Origin of the sequence: Zunongwangia mangrovi, assembly GCF_900112105.1 — a bacterium.
GTDB classification, from domain to species: domain Bacteria; phylum Bacteroidota; class Bacteroidia; order Flavobacteriales; family Flavobacteriaceae; genus Zunongwangia; species Zunongwangia mangrovi.
Genome location: NZ_FOKV01000001.1, coordinates 707,927 through 728,475, shown reverse-complemented (window position 1 = coordinate 728,475; position 20,549 = coordinate 707,927). Strand labels below are relative to the sequence as shown.

The following is a 20,549-nucleotide window of genomic DNA, read 5'->3' as shown; positions in this document are numbered from 1 at the left end:
ATACAACTACTAACCTATGAAAAAGATTTTACTTAGCCTACTTGCGTTAGCAGGAGCATTTAGCCTACAGGCACAAGAAGACGATGGCGATGAGCAAAAAGAAGGATGGACAACAGAAGGAAACATCCAACTACTTTTTAACCAATCGGCCTTTAATGCTGAATGGACTGGTGGAGGGACTTCTAACATCTCTGGAAACTTAATCTTCAATTATGATTTTAATTACCTGAAGGACGATTTTACCTGGGACTCTAAAGTTTTGGTAGACTATGGACTTACAAAACAGAATGGTGATGATTTTCCAAGAAAAACCAGTGACCGTTTAGAATTTAACTCGGTTGCCGGTAAACAAGTGGAAGATTCAAACTGGTTTTATTCATTCTTTACTAATTTTAGAACACAGGTTACTAAAGGATATACTTTTAGTGAAGATGCAGAAACTGGTGAAACTATTCGTACCGAACGCACCAGCTTTTTCTCTCCCGCCTACCTGCAATTTGGTCCTGGTATGCTTTGGAAGAAAAACGAAAACTTTTATGTAAACATCGCTCCGGCTACAGCAAGGTTTATCTTTGTAGATTCTTATTTTACAAGTGTAGAAGGTTATGAAGACGGTGATTATTTTGGTGTAGATCAAGGGAGTTCTTCCAGATTCGAGCTTGGTGCTTCACTTTCAGCTTATGCGAAATTCGATATCATCGAAAACGTAAAGATGGAGAACATTCTTAACCTATACTCTAACTACCTGGAAGATCCACAAAATGTAGATATTGATTACACGATGAACATTAAAATGAAAATTAATGAGTTATTATCTACAAACTTCATTTTCCAGACGATTTATGATGATAATGCCGTAGGAGCATTTCAGGTAAGAGAAGTTTTTGGTTTAGGATTTAATTACAGCTTCTAAAACCTAAAAAATATAAAAATCCAAAGCCTGTAATTAAGTTACAGGCTTTTTTTGGTTAAAATAATTTGAAAAAATAACGCGCTAAATCACAATACTAATCTATTGTGTACCTTTGTAGTTATGATTGAAAAAACAGATTTAAGTTACGAAAAAGCGGTTCTTATTGGGATCATCACTAAGGACCAAAACGAAGATAAATTAGAGGAATATCTAGACGAGTTGGAATTCCTTACCTATACTGCTGGCGGAGAAGTTGCAAAACGTTTTTCGCAAAAAATGGACTTTCCAAATCCAAAAACTTTCATCGGAACTGGAAAGATGGAAGAGGTACGAAATTACGTATCTGATAACGAAATTGGTACTGCCATTTTTGACGATGAGCTTTCTCCTGCACAACAAAAGAATATTGAAAAGATCCTGAAATGTAAAGTTTTAGATAGAACCAATCTTATTCTGGATATATTCGCCCAGCGTGCACAAACCAGTTATGCAAGAACGCAGGTAGAACTTGCCCAATATGAGTATTTACTACCAAGACTTGCCGGGATGTGGACGCACCTTGAAAGACAACGTGGTGGTATTGGTATGCGTGGTCCTGGGGAAACAGAGATCGAAACCGACCGTCGTATAGTTCGAGATAAAATTTCTTTGCTAAAGAAGAAACTTGCGACCATCGATAAACAAATGGAAATACAGCGTGGCAATCGCGGGCAGTTAGTAAGAGTTGCTTTGGTAGGTTATACCAACGTTGGAAAATCTACACTAATGAACACGATTAGTAAAAGTGAAGTTTTTGCTGAAAACAAGCTTTTTGCTACACTGGACACGACAGTAAGAAAAGTGGTGATTCGCAACCTGCCATTTCTACTTAGTGATACGGTAGGATTTATTAGAAAATTACCTACGCAGTTGGTAGAGTCTTTTAAATCGACTTTAGATGAAGTTAGAGAGGCAGATCTGTTATTGCATGTTGTTGATATCTCTCATCCTAATTTCGAAGAACATATCGACTCCGTGAATCAAATTCTGGATGAAATAAAAAGTGTCGATAAACCAACAATTATGGTATTTAACAAGATCGATCAATATGTTCCTGAAGAAATTGCAGAAGACGATCTTATTACTGAAAAAACCAGCGCCCATTACACATTAACCGAGTGGAAACAAACCTGGATGAATCGTCTAGGCGACAAAGTATTGTTTATCTCGGCTTTAGAAAAAGAAAATATGGAGCACTTTAGAAAGAAAGTATACGAAGCGGTACGTAAAATTCATATTACACGTTTTCCATATAATAATTTTCTATATCCTGAATATGATAAATATGGCGAAGAAAAGTAATCAATCGTCTTTTCTTCAAAAGAAATAGAACTCAATTTTCGAGTAATTATTAGTATCTTCATTACCAAAAATTGGTGTTATGAAGATACTTTTTTCATTTATAGCTTTTAGTATATTTCAGCTTGTAAATGCACAAAGTTTAGCAGGTTTAGAGGGATCTTGGGAATTAATTTCAGAAAATGAAACAACTGTATCACTCACTACGGTTAGGATTTACCAGGACGGTTTTTTTGCTGAAGGAACTAAAGAAGGTGACTACGATTTTAAAAGTGCAAAAGGCGGGTTTTATAAACAAGGAGAATCCATTTATACTGAAAAATTTGAATTTGATTCTGATGACTCTTTAAAAGTAGGTACTACTGTAAATTATGATTTTGGTGTTAAAGGAGACACCTTAAAAATATGGAATGATGATATTTCACAAATCTGGCTTAAGATTGGCGATTATCAGGACGATCTTTCTGGGGTATGGATTATTACAGGTCGCGAGCGCAATGGCGAAATGCAACAACGAGAAATTGGAGACCGTAAAACCATTAAAATCCTTAGCGGAACACGCTTTCAATGGATCGCATATAACTCGGCTACAGGAGAATTTTTTGCTACTGGCGGTGGTTCTTATCTTTCAAAATATGGCAGATATATCGAGAATATCGAATTCTTTTCTAAAGACGATTTTCGGGTAGGGGCAAGCTTAAGCTTCGATTATCAAATAATGAATAATGAGTGGAATCATCGCGGCAAAAGTTCTACAGGTGAGCCAGTAAATGAGATATGGTCTCCTTATAAACCTGAAGAAATCATTCAGAATTAATTATCGGGTTAAAATAGCCTCTGGAGGTAAATAAAATATACCTGAAGGATTTTTGGTGAGTTTAAAATGTAACAAATCTTCCTGATCATGATATTGCATTCTTATTTTACCTTGTGATCTTTCGTAACTGCTTTCTATAGTTCCGGCAAAATTGTCTTTAGTTATTTCGAGCATCACAATAGAAAAAGTATCCTGGTCACTATTACAATCGATACGCTCTCCATTATCAAAAATAGCGCAATGACTACCTCGATATTCTTTTTCGTTAATTTGTTCTAACTCGATTTTAAATTGCTGTGAGCCATCTGGCGAAGTCCATTTCCAGGAACCTTCTAGATTCTGGGCTCTCATAAAAAAACTGCAAAAAACAGCTAAAACCAGGCATAATTTAAGTTTCATTTTATAGTAGATTTTGGTTAGTAGGTTTTACGAAAATAATTATTCAGCTGTGACTTTTATGTTATCAATATCATAAGTTGTGGTTCGTGACGGATCTCTTCCCTGGTATCGAAAACCAATATAAACTTGAGCAGTAAAACAGGAAATATCGATTTTTGAATTCCTGAAGATCGTAGCATTTTGATTCGATGGTCCCATGGGAATATTAGCCTCGAGTAATTGCCAGTTTGCAGTTTCTGGATCACCATTAAAATCTTCGCTAATATACACCTGCAAAATAGTACCATTATCGTAAGACGCTCGAATATCAAAAGACAAAACCTCATTTCGAGTTTGCGAAAGATCTATGGGCGGCGTTATCAGCCAGGCTTCTAAAGGATTTTCCCCGGTATTGTAAGCTGAGATTCTAAGTGTTCTGTTTCCGTTGGAGGTAGCATCAACAAATCGCTCTTCGCCACCGTTTACATTCAGGTTCGTCCAACCTAAAGGATCTAATCGATTCTCGTTGGTGATTTCAGCAAAGTTTTCTTCAAACAAAATCGTGTCGCCTTCTTCAGTATTATTTCCGCAGTCAAAAAACTCGGGGTCACATCGCTCACTTCCAAAAGAAAGATCTTCGGTTGAATTTAGTTGAACCACATAAAAGTCATCATAAAAATCACGTCCTAAAACGCCCAATATCGTACCTGAGGTCGCCGGCAAATTAACCGACCTAAAATCGGCATAGGTGCTGGTGGCTAGTAAAGCCGAATCATCGCTGCCACATTCTTCGATCTGACGAAAACCATCAAATTGATCGTAAGTTTCAGCAGCAAAAGTGCTGTTTGTTTGGGTAAACAAATTTCGATTGAATTGAATATTATCTAACTGAATATATGTAGATAAAAATTCAGGTGAAAAATCACCAATATCGATTTGCTGCGGAGTGATCTCTTCTATAATTTCTGAACGAACCAGATATTCATCAATTTCTGAAGGTGTTATAGGATCAAGATCTCCCCTATTCTGTTTTCCCAACTGAATTAAACCATTGCTCTTAGAAATACTCAATCCGTTTAATTTCACGAAAACTTTTCTTCCGAAGTTATAGCGCTGATAAAGGGCATTTTCATCAATTAAAATTTGTATCCCCGCTTCCGGATTTCCTGGAAGATCCTGAAGGATCAATTCATTATAAAAATTACCTGCCCTATCTGAAGAAACCACATAAGCCTCAAAATATTGATCACCCGAAAATGTAAATATATCGCCGGTTTCTTCATCATAATTATTCTTTGCGGCCCTCAGACTAATTTGCGTGCCTTCTATGCTCACATTTGCCGGAACCTGAGTTTCTGGGCACATTAAAATCATCTGTCGTCACACAACTTATTAAAACAAGAATTAAAAGGAGTACAAATTTCTTCATTTTAAAACCGAACATATAGATTAGCAAAATAAGTGGTGCCGTAACCGTACCAATAGCGATTACCAAAAACAGGCATTTCACGTTCGCGATCTTCCTGCAAACTGGTAAAATTGGCATTTCTGGATTGTTCGTAACCGCCGGTTTTGTAAAGCTGATCCAAGATATTATTCAGGCTAACAAAAAGCCCAACATAATAATCTCCCAGTTTCCAGGATTTCCCTCCAATGGCATTCAGCAAAAAATAATCGCCTAAATTCTCTTGTTTTAGATATTCCCTGGCAAGTTGCGCATCATAATTTTCTAAAGGCAATCCATCGGTATCTGTAGCGAAATTTGAAGTTCGCAGTAACGGACTCACATTAATAAACACGTTTGCAAAATAGTTTGCCGTTAAACCAAACCACCAATAATCGGGATCACGGTATTCAAAACCTAGTTGTGCCGCATGCTGCGGCCCGTTGGCGAGCCGGTAATTCTTCAGTCGAGTTTCCCCGTAATTCACATTGCCAGCAAAACTATTGCTGGTTAAATACAAATTGGGATTATTGGAAAAGATAAATTGGCCAAGCGCTAAAGCCGACTTTAATTTGATCGTGGAAGTTACCTGCGCTTCAGCACCAAATTCAATACCCAAATGCTGCTTTTCGGCATCGTATAAAATCTCCTGAACAAAAGCAGTGGTTGTATTTCTGCCAAGGCCCGAAAGTCCGTCAACATAATAAAAAGAGACATCGGTTACATTTCTAAATTGTGTAAAATAGCCGCTAATTTTTAAATTGAAATTCGGCGAACGATAGCGATACGTGGCATCTGCGCTATAAATTTGTTCACTATCTAAATCCTGAACCAGCGTTTTATTTTGTCGTGGATTTGCGAAACTGTTTTGCAAAGTTGGCGGATTACTGGCTAGAAATAAATTGGAAGAAATAGAATGTCTACCCGTAAAATGATAAGTTATACCTGTTTTTAAGCCAAAATCTGTAAAATGTAATGTTGCACTTTGCCCTAGTGAATTATCAGGAAATAAACCATTTTGATAATTACCAAACCTATCATAATTTGTAGAGCTGATCTTTGCTGAAAGGTAAGTTTCGATATTTTTAGCGATAAATTCAAGCTGAGAAAAAGCTTCAAATTTCGTTGAATTTAGATCATAGTTATACTTGTAAATCTCATTTTCACCCACCAGCCGATTTGGGTTTTGCAAATCACTTTGCGCCACCTGTTCTAATGAAAAATCATTGGTTGGTTCAGCGAAAAAATCGATATCCAGAAATTGATTTCCACCAAAAAGATCATCGATTTTTGCATAATTATGGCTTTTTAGCTGCTGAAAATTAATTCCGTCATTTAGCTTCAAATTTGAATTTAGCTGATGATCGAAAGTCGTATTTAGAAAAACCGAACGATCATCATTACGATCTTCGGTTAAAGCATAAACGGCGTTATTTCCGGCATTGGCTTCAGTTCTATTAGCTTCATAGATCGCATCCCAGTTTAATTGTCCATTTTCCCGAAATGCAGCGGCGCTTCGGTAAGCGGCCTCATAATTTTCACTCCCTTCAAATCGTAAAAAATAACTCGGTAAATTTTGATAATAAGAAGGATCTGGATTTTGGCCACCACCATCGTAAGAAACCTGATCGTTAAACCGAACTAAATTTGTACCACCATAATCGATCCTGGTATTCCCAATACTCCCAAATTGATAAGCGATATTGGTTGTTATTTGGGTGTCTTTTGAGAGTTCCCAAAAATGATTCAGCATCAAGATAGGCTCTTCTACTCGTCTTTGACGGGAATTCCTGATTTGATCTCCCTGATATCCCCAGTAACTATTATATTTTCTTCCTTTTAGTTCAAAAACTTCATCGGTGATCGCTGCCGATTTTCCACGAATATTAGGCGTATAAATTGCCGCAAAATTTAAACTATGATCTTCATTTATCTTTTTTTCTACGGAAAGAAAAGCTGATTTCGCGTTGTATGAAGTACCTTCCATATAGCCTTCTTCAGCAAATCTTCCGGAGAGCGAAACGGTATAAAACCAATTATTTTTTAATTCTCCTGAACTATACGTGGCCATGATCCTGGAGCGATAACTTCTATTGGCAGCCGATAAAGTAAGCCTGCCACCTTTAGAGAATTTTGAAGCACGCATCACGAAATTGGTAGAACCGGCAAGACTTCCGAAGTTCTTATCTACAGCGCTTACCGCGAAATTAAAATCCTGATTGCGCTGCACATCATTTAAACCACCCCAGTTACTCCATTGCGGCCGGCCATTATTGATTTTATTCAGCGGAATTCCGTTAATCATTACCAGACCGTACTGACTATCATAACCACGAGGTTTAAAATAGGTCTGACTAAAATCGTACGCGGCAGCATTTAAAAAAGCATCCTTCCCAGCATTTAAAATCGAGGAAAAACCGGCATCGATTTGATCGTCATCCAACTCATTTTCACTAAGATTTACGCTTCCTAATTGGGCCTGCTGTTCAGCAATATCGGGAGTTAGGCTAATCACACCCAAATCTAAAGTTGATCGATCTAGAAGAATAGGCAATCGTAATGACTGAAAACCAAGTTTTGAAATATTTAAAATATAATTTCCCATTTCGAGATCTGTAAAACTGAGTATGAAAATTCCCTCGGTATTAGTTTTAGTCTCCGTAAAATGATCTTCTAAACGAACACTAACGCCACCAATAACATTTTGAGAATTAGCATGTAGTATTTTTCCGGATATAATGATTTCCTGCGCCTGCAAAAGACCAGAGGAAATAGAAATCACCCAAATAAAAACTACACTTTTCATTGAAAATCAATAAATTACAGCTTCAATTTAGAAAATAGCATTCGAAACCGTTTATTTTATCCGAAAGAATAGGATAACTTTAACGCAAACTCACAACAATTTTAAGATTCTGATAATGAAAATCTTACAACTAATTTTTCTTTTTTACTGCGGAATTGGATTTGCGCAAAATCAAACTACGTACGAGGTTTTGACGATCGCATTTTATAATACCGAGAATCTTTTTGATACTGAAAATGACGATTTTACTTTCGATGATGATCGTACTCCTGAAGGAAAAGATGCGTGGACGGAAGAAAAATACCTTCAGAAATTAAACAATATCGGCCAGGTAATTTCGGAAATTGGAGTTGATCTATCAGGCAATAGTCCTGAAATTATCGGCTTAAGCGAAATCGAAAATTACCGTGTACTTGAAGATCTTTTGAATACAGAACAATTGAAAGATAAGAATTACGAAATTATTCATTTTGATTCGCCTGATCGCCGAGGTATTGATAATGCCCTATTCTATAATCCTAAGGTGTTTCAACCGAAAACATCGAAAGCTATTACTGTTTTTATTCAGAATAAGGAAGGAAAAAGAATTTACACCAGGGATATTGTGGTGGCTACAGGAAAAATTGAAAATGAAAACTTTGCATTTTTAATTAACCACTGGCCATCCAGAAGTGGTGGTGAAAAAGCAAGCCGAAATTACCGAAAATCTGCTGCAATGGTAAACAGAAAAATTTGCGATTCGCTTTGGGCAATAGATTCTTCTTTCAAGATCGTAAATATGGGGGATTTTAATGATGATCCTAAAAACAAAAATGTGAAGAATGTGCTTAAAACTTCAGAAAAGGCGAATCAATTTCAGTTTTATAATCCTATGCTGAAATTGTATAAAAATGGCATTGGAAGTTTGGCTTATCGCGATAATTGGAATTTGTTTGATCAAATCCTTGTTTCAGGCGCTATGATGACTAAAAATTATGATTATTTTCAATATTACAAAGCCGGAATTTTTAAAAAAGACTATTTAATCACTTCAAATGGGCAGTATAAAGGATATCCCTTCCGAAGTTATGGATATAATGGCTATTTGGGCGGTTATAGCGATCATTTCCCGGTATATCTTTATCTTATAAAAAAGAAAAATCCCCGCTAAAAACGGGGATTTTCGATATTTTGAAGACTATTTTTTATAGCCATGCATTCCAAGGAATTCTGGAAAGAAGTACCACCAAAGCAATCGTATAAAATATCGCCAGCGTTTTAAATTTTGGAGTAGAGGTTAATTTCTTTTTGTGCTTTGAATATCCTACGGTGATCAAAACAATAGCGATGATCATCATAAGAGGATGTTCCATATTATACAATCTTAACGTATCGTCACCCATAATTTCACTTACAGAAACTTGATCATTAAACCATACTGTTTTATCTGAAACAAAAAACAATACAATTCCTATCAAAAGCTGAATGTGAGAAACGATAAGTGTAAATAGGGAAATTCTAAAATTACCGGCACTATATTCTTTACCAGATACCCAACCAATAATAGCACTAACAGATGCGATTACCAACATGGCTATCACTAAATAAGCCCAGTAAGAATGTATAAATTGAACAGTTTGGTACATAATTATCTTTTTTTTACAAAAATAGGTTATTCCCATCGATTTTCAGCATCACTGCCACCCCAAATAAGTGTTGCAAGATATGGATTATCGATAAACGGGTTTCTTACTCCCTGGGCAGCTTCGATCACATTATTTCGTTGTATTTCGAATGCTGAAACCGGGTCTTCTCTATTCCACTGAAGAAAAAGATCTAAGTCACCAACCGTCGAGATATTTTCTCCGTAACGAATATTAAGGTAGAATATCATTCTGGCTACATCACCTTTCCAATCGTCTCCAGGGTACCAAGCATTATTGCCAACTAACCCATAATCTCCACTTCCGTCTGTGAAAGAATAGTTCGATCTATCGCTATTTATACCGTCATCTATGGTTCTTAAGTGATGTAAATCTGTGACTGCATCTTCTGATCCTAATCTAGATTGCGGATAAATATGCTCTGTATTGAAAGTTTGCGGTGAATAAGAATTGCTTCCTGAAGTATATTCTTCCCAATATCTACTTTCACCAGAGTACATTAAAAGAACGTTATCTGGATTATCCGGATCTTCATCGGCTTCGTAAAGATAATCGTGACGATCTGTATACGCTAAGATCGTTTCGTGCGCAGCTACTGTAAAGTTTGAAAGCGCTAGTTTTAAGAAATCTGATTGATCTGTAAAAGTAACACCGTCGTAGTAATCCTGTAGATCTGCCGGAATATTGAAGGAAATCGGGGTTACAACCTGAACAGTTACCGTAGCGGTGCTACAGGAAGCTTCTGGCTGATCGTCATCACAAATCGTATATTCAAAAGTATCTTCTCCTGTAAAACCAGCTGCCGTAACATAAGTTACTGTACCATCTTCATTAAGTGTTACGGTTCCTTTGCTAGACGAATCATCTACACCATTAAGCGTAGCACCATCGATTAAATTATCATTAGCAAGGAGGTCTGCAAAGATTGTTTCTGCATTATTGCCGTTTGCAATCACTTCATCATCTTCAGCATAAGGATTACCTTCATCGATTACCTCAATTGTAATAGTTGCAGTATCACAAGAGGTTTCTTCATCATCGTTACAGATGGTATAGGTGAATGTGTCTGATCCTGCAAAGCCTTCGTTAGGAACGTATACAATATTGTTTTCACTATCAATACTCACAGTTGCATTTCCACTTGAAGATTCAACCTCAGTGATAGAAGCATCTCCAATTAGGTCATCATTCCCACCGTAATTACGAATTGTTAAAGTTCCATCTTCTGCAACTTCATAATTATCATCATTAGCTGTTGGTGGCCCAGGCTGATCTACCTGAATAGTCACTGTAGCTTCTGAACATCGATCTGAATCCCCAGGAACACAAAGTAAATACATAAAAGAATCTTCTCCCTGAAAGTCTGCAGGTGGAGTATAAGTATATGTTCCATTTCGGTTGTTTTCTATACTCCCACCTTCAAGAGATTCTTCATCTACAGAAAAAATTCGAGCATTGTCTACAATTTCATCATTATTCAGCAATTGATTGACTGATATTGTAACTTCAACATTTTCTATTGTGCTAAAATTATCATCTACTGCAACAGGCTCCTGTTCCACAGGTACCTCGGGCTCCTCTGGAGCACTATCATCACTGCTACATCCAAGGAAGAAACTTCCTAAAAGGAATGCAAAAAAGAAATTCTTTTTCATTAATTCTTGATTTATATTCTAATTTGATTCTTGTCGTACAAATATCTTAAATAAAAAGGCTTAAAAAAATAAAACCTTCTACGTAGTGGCAGAAGGTTTTAAAATATTCTAAGAAAAGAGCTTATTCATTAATAACCCACTCTCCAGCTTCATTCTTGATTAGGCTGATAGTTTCAGTTACGTTAGAACCATTGTAAACATCGTAAGTAATATCGTATTGCTGTCCTACTTCAGCATCTGGATCGATACTATTCAACACAATACGCATAGCTTCGATTATCATATCGTCACTCCAATAAGCAGCATTACCATTCCTTCTATCAAAATTGCTATAGCGAGCCATACTTGAAACCGGATCTGGATATTGATCCACTAATGCCTCAGCTACCGTACTATAATCTGAACCTGTCAAGAAGTATGAAATAGTATTGTCTGGAACCCAAATACCATCAGTTTTTGCAAACTGTAACGTAGTCTCGATTACTCGAGGTACACCAATCCATTCACCATCTTGCAATGTAAATAATGAATATCTAGTATTAGTACTACCATCATAAAATTGGTAAGACACAACAGCGGAACTACCATTTGGAGGATACGTGTAAAGATTATCTAAATATATACCTATGTTGTAAAAAGCTTCTGATTCATCATCAAAGTTAGGGTAACTCTGTCCCATTTCAGCGTAGTCCTCAGTAGACAAGGATAAAGGCATATTCCAAGAGCTTCCCGTGTAAGCATACATTACTGTAGTTTCAATAGTTGATATAGGGGTTGGCTCGTTATTTATTACGAACTCTCCATCCTCAAAAATTAGAGATAAAGATTCTGGAGCTGTATTACTGCCATTATAAATAGTATAACTAACTTCAAACTGGCTACCTTCTGTTACATCCGTGAAATTTTCACCTAAGATTATATTCAAGGCTTCAACTATCATTTCCTCACTCCAGTAATTTGATGATCCTTCATCTATGTTGAAACTGTTGTAAGATAAATTATTTGCAGGACCAGGGTAAGTATCTGCTAATTCCGTTCTTGCTAGTGCATAGTCAGCATTATCAAGTTCGTAAGAAGCACCTCCTACAGGCACATAACTATTACCATTAAATTCAACAGTCATGCTTTCTGTACCTGCACTCCCGTCATAAATATCATAGCTTACATTATATCGCTGACCCTCTACCCCATCAAAAGCATCATTTAAAATTACATTGATGGCTTCTAAAATCATATCATTACTCCAGTAAGCATCATTAGTTTCACGTCTATCGAAATTACTATAGTTTGCTGCACTGCTTGCGGCATTCGGATAAGTTTCGCCCAATTCTTCTTCTAAAAGATCAAAATCTTCAGAACTTAACTCATAAGCTATTTCGTTAGCTACCGTATTATATGTTAACTCCACTAAGTCTCCGTTTTGAGCTGCTTCAAATTGACTCTCTAGAAAAGATTGTACTTGCGATGTAGAGCTAAAATATCCATTTTGGTTACCTATTGCAGTATAATCGTCTTCACTTACAGTATATTCCACAGGTAACAATGGATCTTCTACGTTAAATGTTGTTATTATTGAGGTACCGTTTTGATACAATGGGAATGCGTTATCTAAAACAACAGGAATTAATTCCTCAGCTTGCTCATAATTATCAAAACCTGATTCAATATTAAATCCAACTTCTTCATAATCATCCTCGGTTAAAGTATAATTAGCTTCTCCTTCGGTAAGACTATTGTCGATTTCTTCATTTGCAATATCCTGAAGATTATCCGTAGGGTCGCACGAATAAAGTATACTCCCTAATAAAGCGGTTAAAATATATAATTTTTTCATTTGTATTTTTTTAGAAATTAATCTTCATTCCTACGGTATATGTACGACCAAAACCATAATATACCGATGCATCTTGAGCATTTGAAACTAATCTTGTTCTGGTTTGTCCATCAGGACCTTCAAATTGGTCTCTTCGAGTACCATCAGTTACATCAGAAATATACTCTGTATCCAACACATTGTAAACATTGGCATTTATTGTTGCATCAAAAGAACCAAAAGCAAACTTGTGTGTAAAACCTAAATCAAAAACACCGTAATCTGGAGCCTCCCATGGATCTGTAAATTCCACTTCATCATCATTTCTAGAAGACGGATCATATTGCGCATACATTCTTGAGAAATAATTGAAATTTCCACGTACAAAAGTCCCAGGGAATACTTCAGCATTAAGACCCAGAGCTAATGATGTTTGAGGTTGATTACCAACAGGAGTATCTTCAATAAAAAGATCTACTGGCTCACCCACAGGTGCTTGTTCTTCATCAAAGAACTGCACATTTGTAATATCATTACTCCATCTCCAGTCTCCATACGAGAACATACCATTAACGGTTAAAACTTCCCATGGCTTATACTCAAATTCTAATTCAACACCTTGGTGAAGAGCATCCACACCTAGTAGGTTTCCAAAATATTGTTGATCTTCTTCTCCTTCTTCATCACCTCTTACAACAATAGATTGTACTTGGGTTCTGTCTAACCATTGGGTTCTATAAAGGTTTAGATCGATTCTTAAATTAGAGCTTCTAAAACCATATCCAGCTTCCACACTAAATATCTTTTCATTTTCGGCTTCAGAGTTTACAATATTTTCATTATTTGGAAATACGGCATCAAAATCTGGAGCTCGCTCAAAATACCCAACATTTGCAAAGATGTTATGATTATCATCAATATTATAATTTGCTCCACCTTTAGTCATAAACCCAATATAACTTTCAAAATCTGTTTCCTGAATAGGGTCTGAATCTTCATAAGTGAAGTAATCTATTCTTTTGTAGGATGTATTTGATCCTGATAGAGATAGAAACGCTGAAAAATCGTCCTTAGAATATTCTGCCTGTGCAAATAATCCTTCCCATAAAACGATTCCATCGTTATAATAATTGATTTTATCACCTGTTCTTGCAAGATTAGTAGGATTGTTTATGTTTCCTCCATCAGCCCAGTACTGACCTCCTAATAGATCTTTTACTTCCTGATAATGCTTTCCTTCATAATACCTTAGATCTATTCCTCCCATCAATTCTAAATCTTCAGTAAGTTCTGTTGATAAGGTTGAAAGAACACCATACCAATTGTGATTATTTACTGAATTGTAAAGTATAGTACCTGATCCGTCTATTCCATTAGCGACATTTTCATCAACTACAAGATCTAAATTAATTGGTTGATATGGTGCGCTTCTATATGGCGAGTTTACGCTTCTTAGATTAGCATCACCAGTATATCCACCACCACCTCCTGTTCCAAAAGAAACATAAGCTGCAGTCGACAATTCTGTTTTATCGTTAATATCCCAATAATGATTTAAAGATATCTGTGGCTTATGGTAGTAGTTGTCTTGAATATTTACTACTTCTCCATTTCTATATCCCCAATCACCATTGAATTTAATACCTCGATCACTTCTTTCATAATCTTCGATAGAATATTGAGTTTCTCTTTGCCCATGACGCTGTGGTGCACCAAACATCGTAAAAGATAATTCATGATTTTCATTAATCTCCTTCGCTACACTAAGAAAATAGTTGTAACCTTCGAATTGTAGACCATCAGCGAATCTCTCTCCTGTAGTTTTGGAAGCCGATACTGTAGTTGCCCAACCGTTTTCTGTTTTACCAGTAGAAACGGTAGCGCCAAATTTTTGATAACCATCGTTTCCAGTTGAAGCTATAATGTTGCCTCCTCTTTCAATATCTGTAGTTTTTGTAACAATATTTACAGTACCTCCAATAGAAGGTACGGCAACTTTTGCTGCACCAAGACCTCTTTGAACCTGCATTGTACGAGTCACATCAGAAAGTCCCGCCCAGTTACTCCAATAAACACGACCGTTTTCCATGTCGTTTACTGGAACACCGTTTATCATTACAGCAATATTCGTAGATCCAAAACCTCTCATTCTTAGTTCAGCATCACCAAAACCTCCACCAGATTTTGTTGCGTAAACACCTGGAGTTGTGTTAAGGATTTCAGGAAATTCCTGGTTTCCTAACTTCATCTCAATTTCTTCCCCTTTAATTGTAGAAACAGCAACTGGTGTCTTTCTATCGATTGCCAAAGAAAAGCTGGTAATTACAATTTCATCTAAAGCATTGTCATCACCTACTAACACAATTTCTCCCAGATCTTGAGAATTTCCTGAAAAATTGAACTGTACTCTCTTGCTTTTGAAACCTACAAAAGTAATTTCTAAAGTTCCTGAAGAGCCATCCACTTCTAATGAAAAATTTCCATCAAAATCTGTTGTAGTACCAGTTCTAGAACCTACTACCATTACGTTTGCTCCCGGTAGCGGGCCATTCATTTCAGAATCTATTACCGTACCGGTAACAGTCCCCTGAGCAAAAATTGTAGCCGTTGCAAAAAACAACGCTAAAGCTAATAATTTCCTCATGTGTAAAATTTGTTTGATTTGATTTTAGTTCGACGCAAATGAAGTTATTATTCCAAAATCCAACTTTAACGTAATGTTAAGGATTCAATATTTAACACCAATTTGCTCGCCAAAACTAAAACTTTTTTCAAACCCTCTGAAATTGAGAGACTAAAAGTTTTGAACTCATATTTAGTTTTATCTTATTTTTATTTTAATATAAATTTTAACTAAACTTTAATGAGAATTTAGTGATTAAACAATGATGTTTTTAAGGTATTTATAAGACTTCTATGATTTATAATAATGAATTATTCGCCATTCCATTATTAAAAATAAAAAAGCACCTCATTTTGAGGTGCTTTTTAAATTATCTTAAAAAATGTTAAATCGCTATCCTAAGAAAACCTCTAATAAACTACTTGTTGAAGAATCATGGTTTTCTATCGCTTTACTATCCATATCCTTTAAAATAGTACTTGCTAATTGCTTTCCTAATTCAACTCCCCATTGGTCGTAACTAAAGATATTCCAGATAACACCCTGTACAAAGATCTTATGTTCGTACATCGCTACTAATTTACCTAAACTTTCAGGTGTTAGTTTATCGATAAGAAAAGATGTCGTTGGCTTATCTCCATCAAATAATTTAAAAGGCAGCAATTCTTTTATTTCATCTTCACTCATTTCTTTAGAAGATAATTCTTCACGAACCTCATCTTCGGTTTTTCCCTGAAGCAAAGCTTCTGTTTGAGCAAAAAAGTTTGCCATAAGTTTGTTATGATGATCTTTATCGTCGAATAAAGACACCTTAAAACCTATAAAATCGGCAGGGATTAATTTTGTACCCTGGTGAATTAACTGAAAAAAGGCATGCTGAGAATTTGTTCCAGGCTCACCCCAAATAATCGCTCCTGTTTCATAATCTACCTTATCGCCATTACGGTCTGTACTTTTACCATTACTTTCCATAACTGCCTGTTGTAAATATGCGGGAAGTCTATGTAGATATTGCGTATAAGGAATTACAGCTTCACTTTCTGCCTTATAAAAGTTGTTATACCAAACACTTAAAAGACCTGCTAATACTGGAATATTATTTTCGAATTCAGTTTCTTTAAAATGTTCGTCCATTTTTTGAGCTCCACTTAGTAAAGCATCAAAATTAGGGTATCCAATCGCTAAGCTAATAGAAAGTCCAACAGCACTCCATAGTGAGAAACGACCACCAACCCAATCCCACATTGGGAAAATATTGTCTTCATCGATACCAAAATCTTTTACTTTTGGCACGTTACTAGACACTGCTATAAAATGTTTAGAAACTGCTTCCTCTGGAGCAGTTTTCATAAACCAGTTTCTTATTGTGGTTGAATTTGATAAAGTTTCCTGAGTAGTAAAAGACTTAGAAACAATTACAAAAAGTGTAGTTTCAGGATTAAGATCCTTGATAGTTTCGTGAACATGATCACCATCTACATTAGAAACAAAATGAACATTAAGATGGTTCTTGTAAAACTCTAATGCTTCAGTTACCATTACCGGCCCAAGGTCTGAGCCTCCAATACCAATATTTACAACATCGGTAAATGCTTTATCTGTGTATCCTTTTCTAATTCCCTGAATCACTTCAGAAGAAAAAGCTTTAATTTTTGCTTTCACTTCTTCAACTTCGGTCATTACATTTTCACCATCCACTTTAATTTCCGCATTCTTAGAAGCTCTTAAAGCAGTATGTAAAACAGGTCTTCCTTCTGTTTGATTAATGGCCTCGCCGCCAAAATAAGCATCCATCGCTTCTTTTAAACCACACTCTTTAGCAAGCTCTAAAAGAAGTGACTTCGTTTCTTCAGTAATTTTATTCTTACTAAAGTCTACATAAAAATCTTCCCACTTAGTGGTGAATTTTGCAGCACGCTCACTATCGTTCTCAAAAAGTGATTTTAAAGACTGGTTTTTAGTCTCGTTATAATGAGCTTCTAATTTTTTCCAGGCTTCGGTTTTGGTTGGATTAATGTTTTTCATTTTTCAATTTTTTATTGCGAAAAACTTAGTAGAAAAAACCACCAAATCTTACACATTAATCTTGGTTTTAGATATTTTTATAAGGTATACTATCAAGTTCTGTTTTTAGCGGCTCTATAAAAGCATAATAATCATCTTTTTTAGCATCCTCAATTTTCTTAGCTGTTGGTAAGTTTTGGCGATAAGGGTCTACCTGTTTCCCATTTACCCAAAACCTATAACATACGTGCGGCCCTGTGGCCAATCCTGTACTCCCTACAAAACCTATCACATCTCCCTGCTTAACAGTCTGGCCATTTCTCACATTTCGTTTGCTCATGTGAAGGTATTGCGTTGTATATTTTCCATTATGGCGCACTTTTACATAATTACCATTTCCAGAAGTATAACTTGAAGCTATTACAACACCATCTGCTGTAGTTTTAATAGGTGTCCCGGTGGGTGCAGCATAATCTGTTCCTAAATGCGCTTTCCATCTCTTTTGTACCGGATGAAATCTTCTTCGCTGATATCTGGAAGAAATTCTACTATAATTAAGCGGAGCCTTTAAGAAAAAACTCTGCAAAGCTTTTGCTTCTTCATCATAAAAACTTGCCTGGCCGGTTATCGTATCAGTTTCGTAATTGAACGCATAAAAAGGACGGTCTGAATGTTTAAAAACGGCTGCCTCTACTCGCTCTACTCCCGCAAAGATGGTATCGTCAATATATTTTTCATGATAGATCATTTTAAATTGATCTCCCTTCTGAAGTTTAAAGAAATCGATACTCCACTGATAGATATCTGATAATTGATACACTAGCAAGTTACTTAAACCCTGCGCCTGCATTGCTTCAGAAAGTGATGAAGTTACCACTCCAGAAACCTCTCTTCTTTTTACTGAAACCGGCTTTTTTGCTTTAAATGCTGAAATACTATCACCAATATTTAAAACCGTATAATTGATCTTATCATTTTGGTATATAAAATGAAGCGGAGTCTTTGCTGAATCTTTAGCCTTCAAGATTAGAAATTTCTTACCAGCCGTAATTCTGGCCGGATTAAAAGTATCTTTTACTTTTTCTGAAATTTCGAAAACTTTACCACGATCTACACCATGACGATCCAGGATATATCCAAAGTTATCGCCTCGCTCTATCGTATCTACAACTACATCAAAATCGTCCAAAACAAAGCCATATTCTTTTACGACCGGCTTAGGTGCTGGTTTTTTAGTTTCAGCTACAGCTTGTTCTTTTGTGTCTTCTTTACATCCCGCAAAAACTAATAACAGCAGGAATAAAAAACTAAATTTCTTCAATTTCTAATTCTTATTTTTCAGTATTAAACATGTGGTTTACCCATTCTTTGCCCCATTCTTCGTGCTCTTCTTCACTCCACAATTCAGGAAAAAAAGATATTTTCTGAAATCCTGGTGGTAAAAACTCTTTCCAGTTTGTTCCTCCGGTTGCTTTTATCGTTTTGTTTCCTTTATCCAGGTGCCTATATGCCGCACCAATATGCATCAACAACCAGTTAACGTTTACACTACTATCAAAAGTACGTAATGCTCTAATTAATTTTGGATTGTTTTTTTCTGAATCGGCCAGGCTTTGATAACGTCCATAAAGTGTTTTCCCTTTTACCTCGTTTGCAATCCTTAAAAAGCGGGACGTATACCTTTTTTCGAATTGCTTAAGGGTTAAAGTTTTCTCACCGGTTTTAAGATCGATACCACCCTTTTTCCAGTAAATATGATCAAATAAATCTTCTACAGAATTATCTAAATTGAAATTCTTCCTGATCTTGTGCTCTACTAGATTTTCGATTGGAGTCGAATAAAATTCTATCATTCTAAACTGAGCCGATTGGAATCCGCTTGCAGGCAGTAAAGCCATACGAAATTTCAAGAACTGCTCACGCTCCATTCCCTTGATCATCACATCAAAAGAATTGATAAGCACTCTAAAATAACGAATCATCCTATTTAATTTCTCAATAAAATAAGAAGCCGTTAGATTAGGATTTTCGATCACCTGCTTTTGCTCGTGGATAATAAGTTTAAAATACAACTCGGTTATCTGGTGATAGGTTAGAAAAATTTCCTCGTCTGGAAAATGTGTCTCTGGTTTTTGCAAACTCAGCAATGTATCCAAACTTATATAATCCCAATAAGTTAAGTAACGGTCGTATAAAAGACCATCAAGGTAAGAACCCATATCCTGACCAGAATTTCTGAATTTCTCTTCCAGCAATTCTATTCTCTCGGCTATTTCGGGTTTAATTTCCATGCTAATCTACGATAATCCTGAAGGGGTATTTTAGACCTTTGTAAGCATCAAGATCGGCATCCAGTGATCCTACTGCAAGATCGGCTTCGATTTTTAAAGGAACTTTATTTTTGTCGTCACTTACCCAAAAGGTAAGGCTCTCCTTCTCTTTAAATACTCTACCAGCCATCACATAAGGCCTAAACTTAAGCGCATTTACTTTTCCAAATTTGGTTTTTATCACTTCCCTACCCAAAAACTTCACCTTAAAATCCATGTTTTCATCATCGATAAAAAGATTAAGGATTAGCTCGTGGCCGGGTTGTAGCGCCTCTTCGTTTATATTGCTGCGAAGATAGTAAAATGCAGACAACATATCATGGATATTTTCCTTTGTAGAATAGGTCTTTTTCTTATTATGCTTTTTATCATGAACATAGGCCGTATTCGATTTATGATCAAAATCGATCTCTAGATCTTTGGTGTGCCCACCTTCATCGATTTGACGTATAAATTTATAAGGATGTCCAGATTTACGATCGATATATGTTTCGTAATTATCATTCACTTTAAAGAACCAATGTAGCATCCCGGTAGATTTACCTTTTCCTACTACATGATAAACAGGCTTACTATTTAAATATTCTTCACTTACCTGAAGTGTCGCATAGCTTGCATTAAAAGGCCCGTAATGAATCCTGAATTTAAACCACTCTCCCGCATCAAAAGCGGTTTGAGCTTCGTGCGAAGTAAGCGCAAAAAAGAAGAGAATTAATGTAATTGTAAGTCTTTTATCCATTGGTTTCAATTTGAAATAGTTTCATCCTAAATGACTATCTTTTAAG

The 20,549-nt window shown here is 36.1% G+C and carries 15 protein-coding genes; 4 read left to right on the top strand and 11 right to left on the bottom strand.

Translation table 11 applies throughout. The features are described 5' to 3' along the window. Nucleotides 1-16 precede the first annotated feature (16 nt). The 3 genes from BM201_RS03335 to BM201_RS03325 all read left to right on the top strand — a co-directional run bounded on the left by BM201_RS03335 (nt 17) and on the right by BM201_RS03325 (nt 3,068). Nucleotides 17-913 (top strand): DUF3078 domain-containing protein, encoded by an 897-nt coding sequence (locus BM201_RS03335; RefSeq protein WP_084841057.1) that lies wholly within the window; start codon nt 17-19, stop codon nt 911-913. A 120-nt stretch (nt 914-1,033) separates the two neighbouring features. After that, entirely contained in the window at nt 1,034-2,254 is a 1,221-nt protein-coding gene (gene hflX / locus BM201_RS03330; protein ID WP_084841056.1) for a GTPase HflX, read from the top strand. Between the two features lie 79 nt (nt 2,255-2,333). Beyond that, nucleotides 2,334-3,068 (top strand): hypothetical protein, encoded by a 735-nt coding sequence (locus BM201_RS03325; protein WP_092539956.1) that lies wholly within the window; start codon nt 2,334-2,336, stop codon nt 3,066-3,068. On the opposite strand, the gene BM201_RS03320 is transcribed toward BM201_RS03325, so the two are convergent. From BM201_RS03320 to BM201_RS03310, 3 genes are all read right to left on the bottom strand, one after another. Then, complete coding sequence (locus BM201_RS03320) at nt 3,069-3,467, bottom strand: hypothetical protein (protein WP_092539955.1); 399 nt, start codon at nt 3,465-3,467, stop codon at nt 3,069-3,071. It lies immediately after the preceding gene. A 39-nt stretch (nt 3,468-3,506) separates the two neighbouring features. Further along, nucleotides 3,507-4,811 (bottom strand): DUF5689 domain-containing protein, encoded by a 1,305-nt coding sequence (locus tag BM201_RS03315; RefSeq protein WP_245758560.1) that lies wholly within the window; start codon nt 4,809-4,811, stop codon nt 3,507-3,509. A 65-nt stretch (nt 4,812-4,876) separates the two neighbouring features. Then, complete coding sequence (locus BM201_RS03310; RefSeq protein ID WP_092539954.1) at nt 4,877-7,696, bottom strand: peptidase associated domain and porin domain-containing protein; 2,820 nt, start codon at nt 7,694-7,696, stop codon at nt 4,877-4,879. Between the two features lie 115 nt (nt 7,697-7,811). On the opposite strand from BM201_RS03310, the gene BM201_RS03305 reads away from it, so the two are divergent. Continuing rightward, complete coding sequence (locus BM201_RS03305) at nt 7,812-8,846, top strand: endonuclease/exonuclease/phosphatase family protein (RefSeq protein ID WP_245758559.1); 1,035 nt, start codon at nt 7,812-7,814, stop codon at nt 8,844-8,846. A gap of 34 nt (nt 8,847-8,880) precedes the next feature. Here the strand turns inward: BM201_RS03305 and BM201_RS03300 are convergent, their stop codons facing one another. The 8 genes from BM201_RS03300 to BM201_RS03265 all read right to left on the bottom strand — a co-directional run bounded on the left by BM201_RS03300 (nt 8,881) and on the right by BM201_RS03265 (nt 20,503). Further along, nucleotides 8,881-9,321, bottom strand: coding sequence for a hypothetical protein (locus BM201_RS03300; protein WP_092540610.1), 441 nt, complete (start codon nt 9,319-9,321; stop codon nt 8,881-8,883). Between the two features lie 26 nt (nt 9,322-9,347). Beyond that, a complete protein-coding gene (locus BM201_RS03295) occupies nt 9,348-10,994 on the bottom strand; it encodes an Ig-like domain-containing protein (RefSeq protein ID WP_092539952.1) in 1,647 nt (548 codons plus the stop codon). Between the two features lie 121 nt (nt 10,995-11,115). Then, nucleotides 11,116-12,402: a hypothetical protein gene (locus BM201_RS03290; protein WP_245758558.1), complete on the bottom strand. Its 1,287-nt coding sequence runs from the start codon at nt 12,400-12,402 to the stop codon at nt 11,116-11,118. A 436-nt stretch (nt 12,403-12,838) separates the two neighbouring features. Then, nucleotides 12,839-15,451 (bottom strand): TonB-dependent receptor, encoded by a 2,613-nt coding sequence (locus tag BM201_RS03285; protein WP_092539950.1) that lies wholly within the window; start codon nt 15,449-15,451, stop codon nt 12,839-12,841. A gap of 372 nt (nt 15,452-15,823) precedes the next feature. Next, the gene (pgi, locus tag BM201_RS03280) at nt 15,824-17,455 is read right to left on the bottom strand and encodes a glucose-6-phosphate isomerase (RefSeq protein WP_092539949.1); all 1,632 of its coding nucleotides are present in this window, start codon (nt 17,453-17,455) and stop codon (nt 15,824-15,826) included. A gap of 67 nt (nt 17,456-17,522) precedes the next feature. Next, entirely contained in the window at nt 17,523-18,755 is a 1,233-nt protein-coding gene (locus BM201_RS03275) for a peptidoglycan DD-metalloendopeptidase family protein (protein WP_092539948.1), read from the bottom strand. Nucleotides 18,756-18,765: 10 nt separating this feature from the next. Next, nucleotides 18,766-19,725 (bottom strand): tryptophan 2,3-dioxygenase family protein, encoded by a 960-nt coding sequence (locus BM201_RS03270; protein WP_092539947.1) that lies wholly within the window; start codon nt 19,723-19,725, stop codon nt 18,766-18,768. Between the two features lies 1 nt (nt 19,726). After that, entirely contained in the window at nt 19,727-20,503 is a 777-nt protein-coding gene (locus BM201_RS03265; protein ID WP_092539946.1) for a DUF3108 domain-containing protein, read from the bottom strand. Nucleotides 20,504-20,549 lie beyond the last annotated feature (46 nt).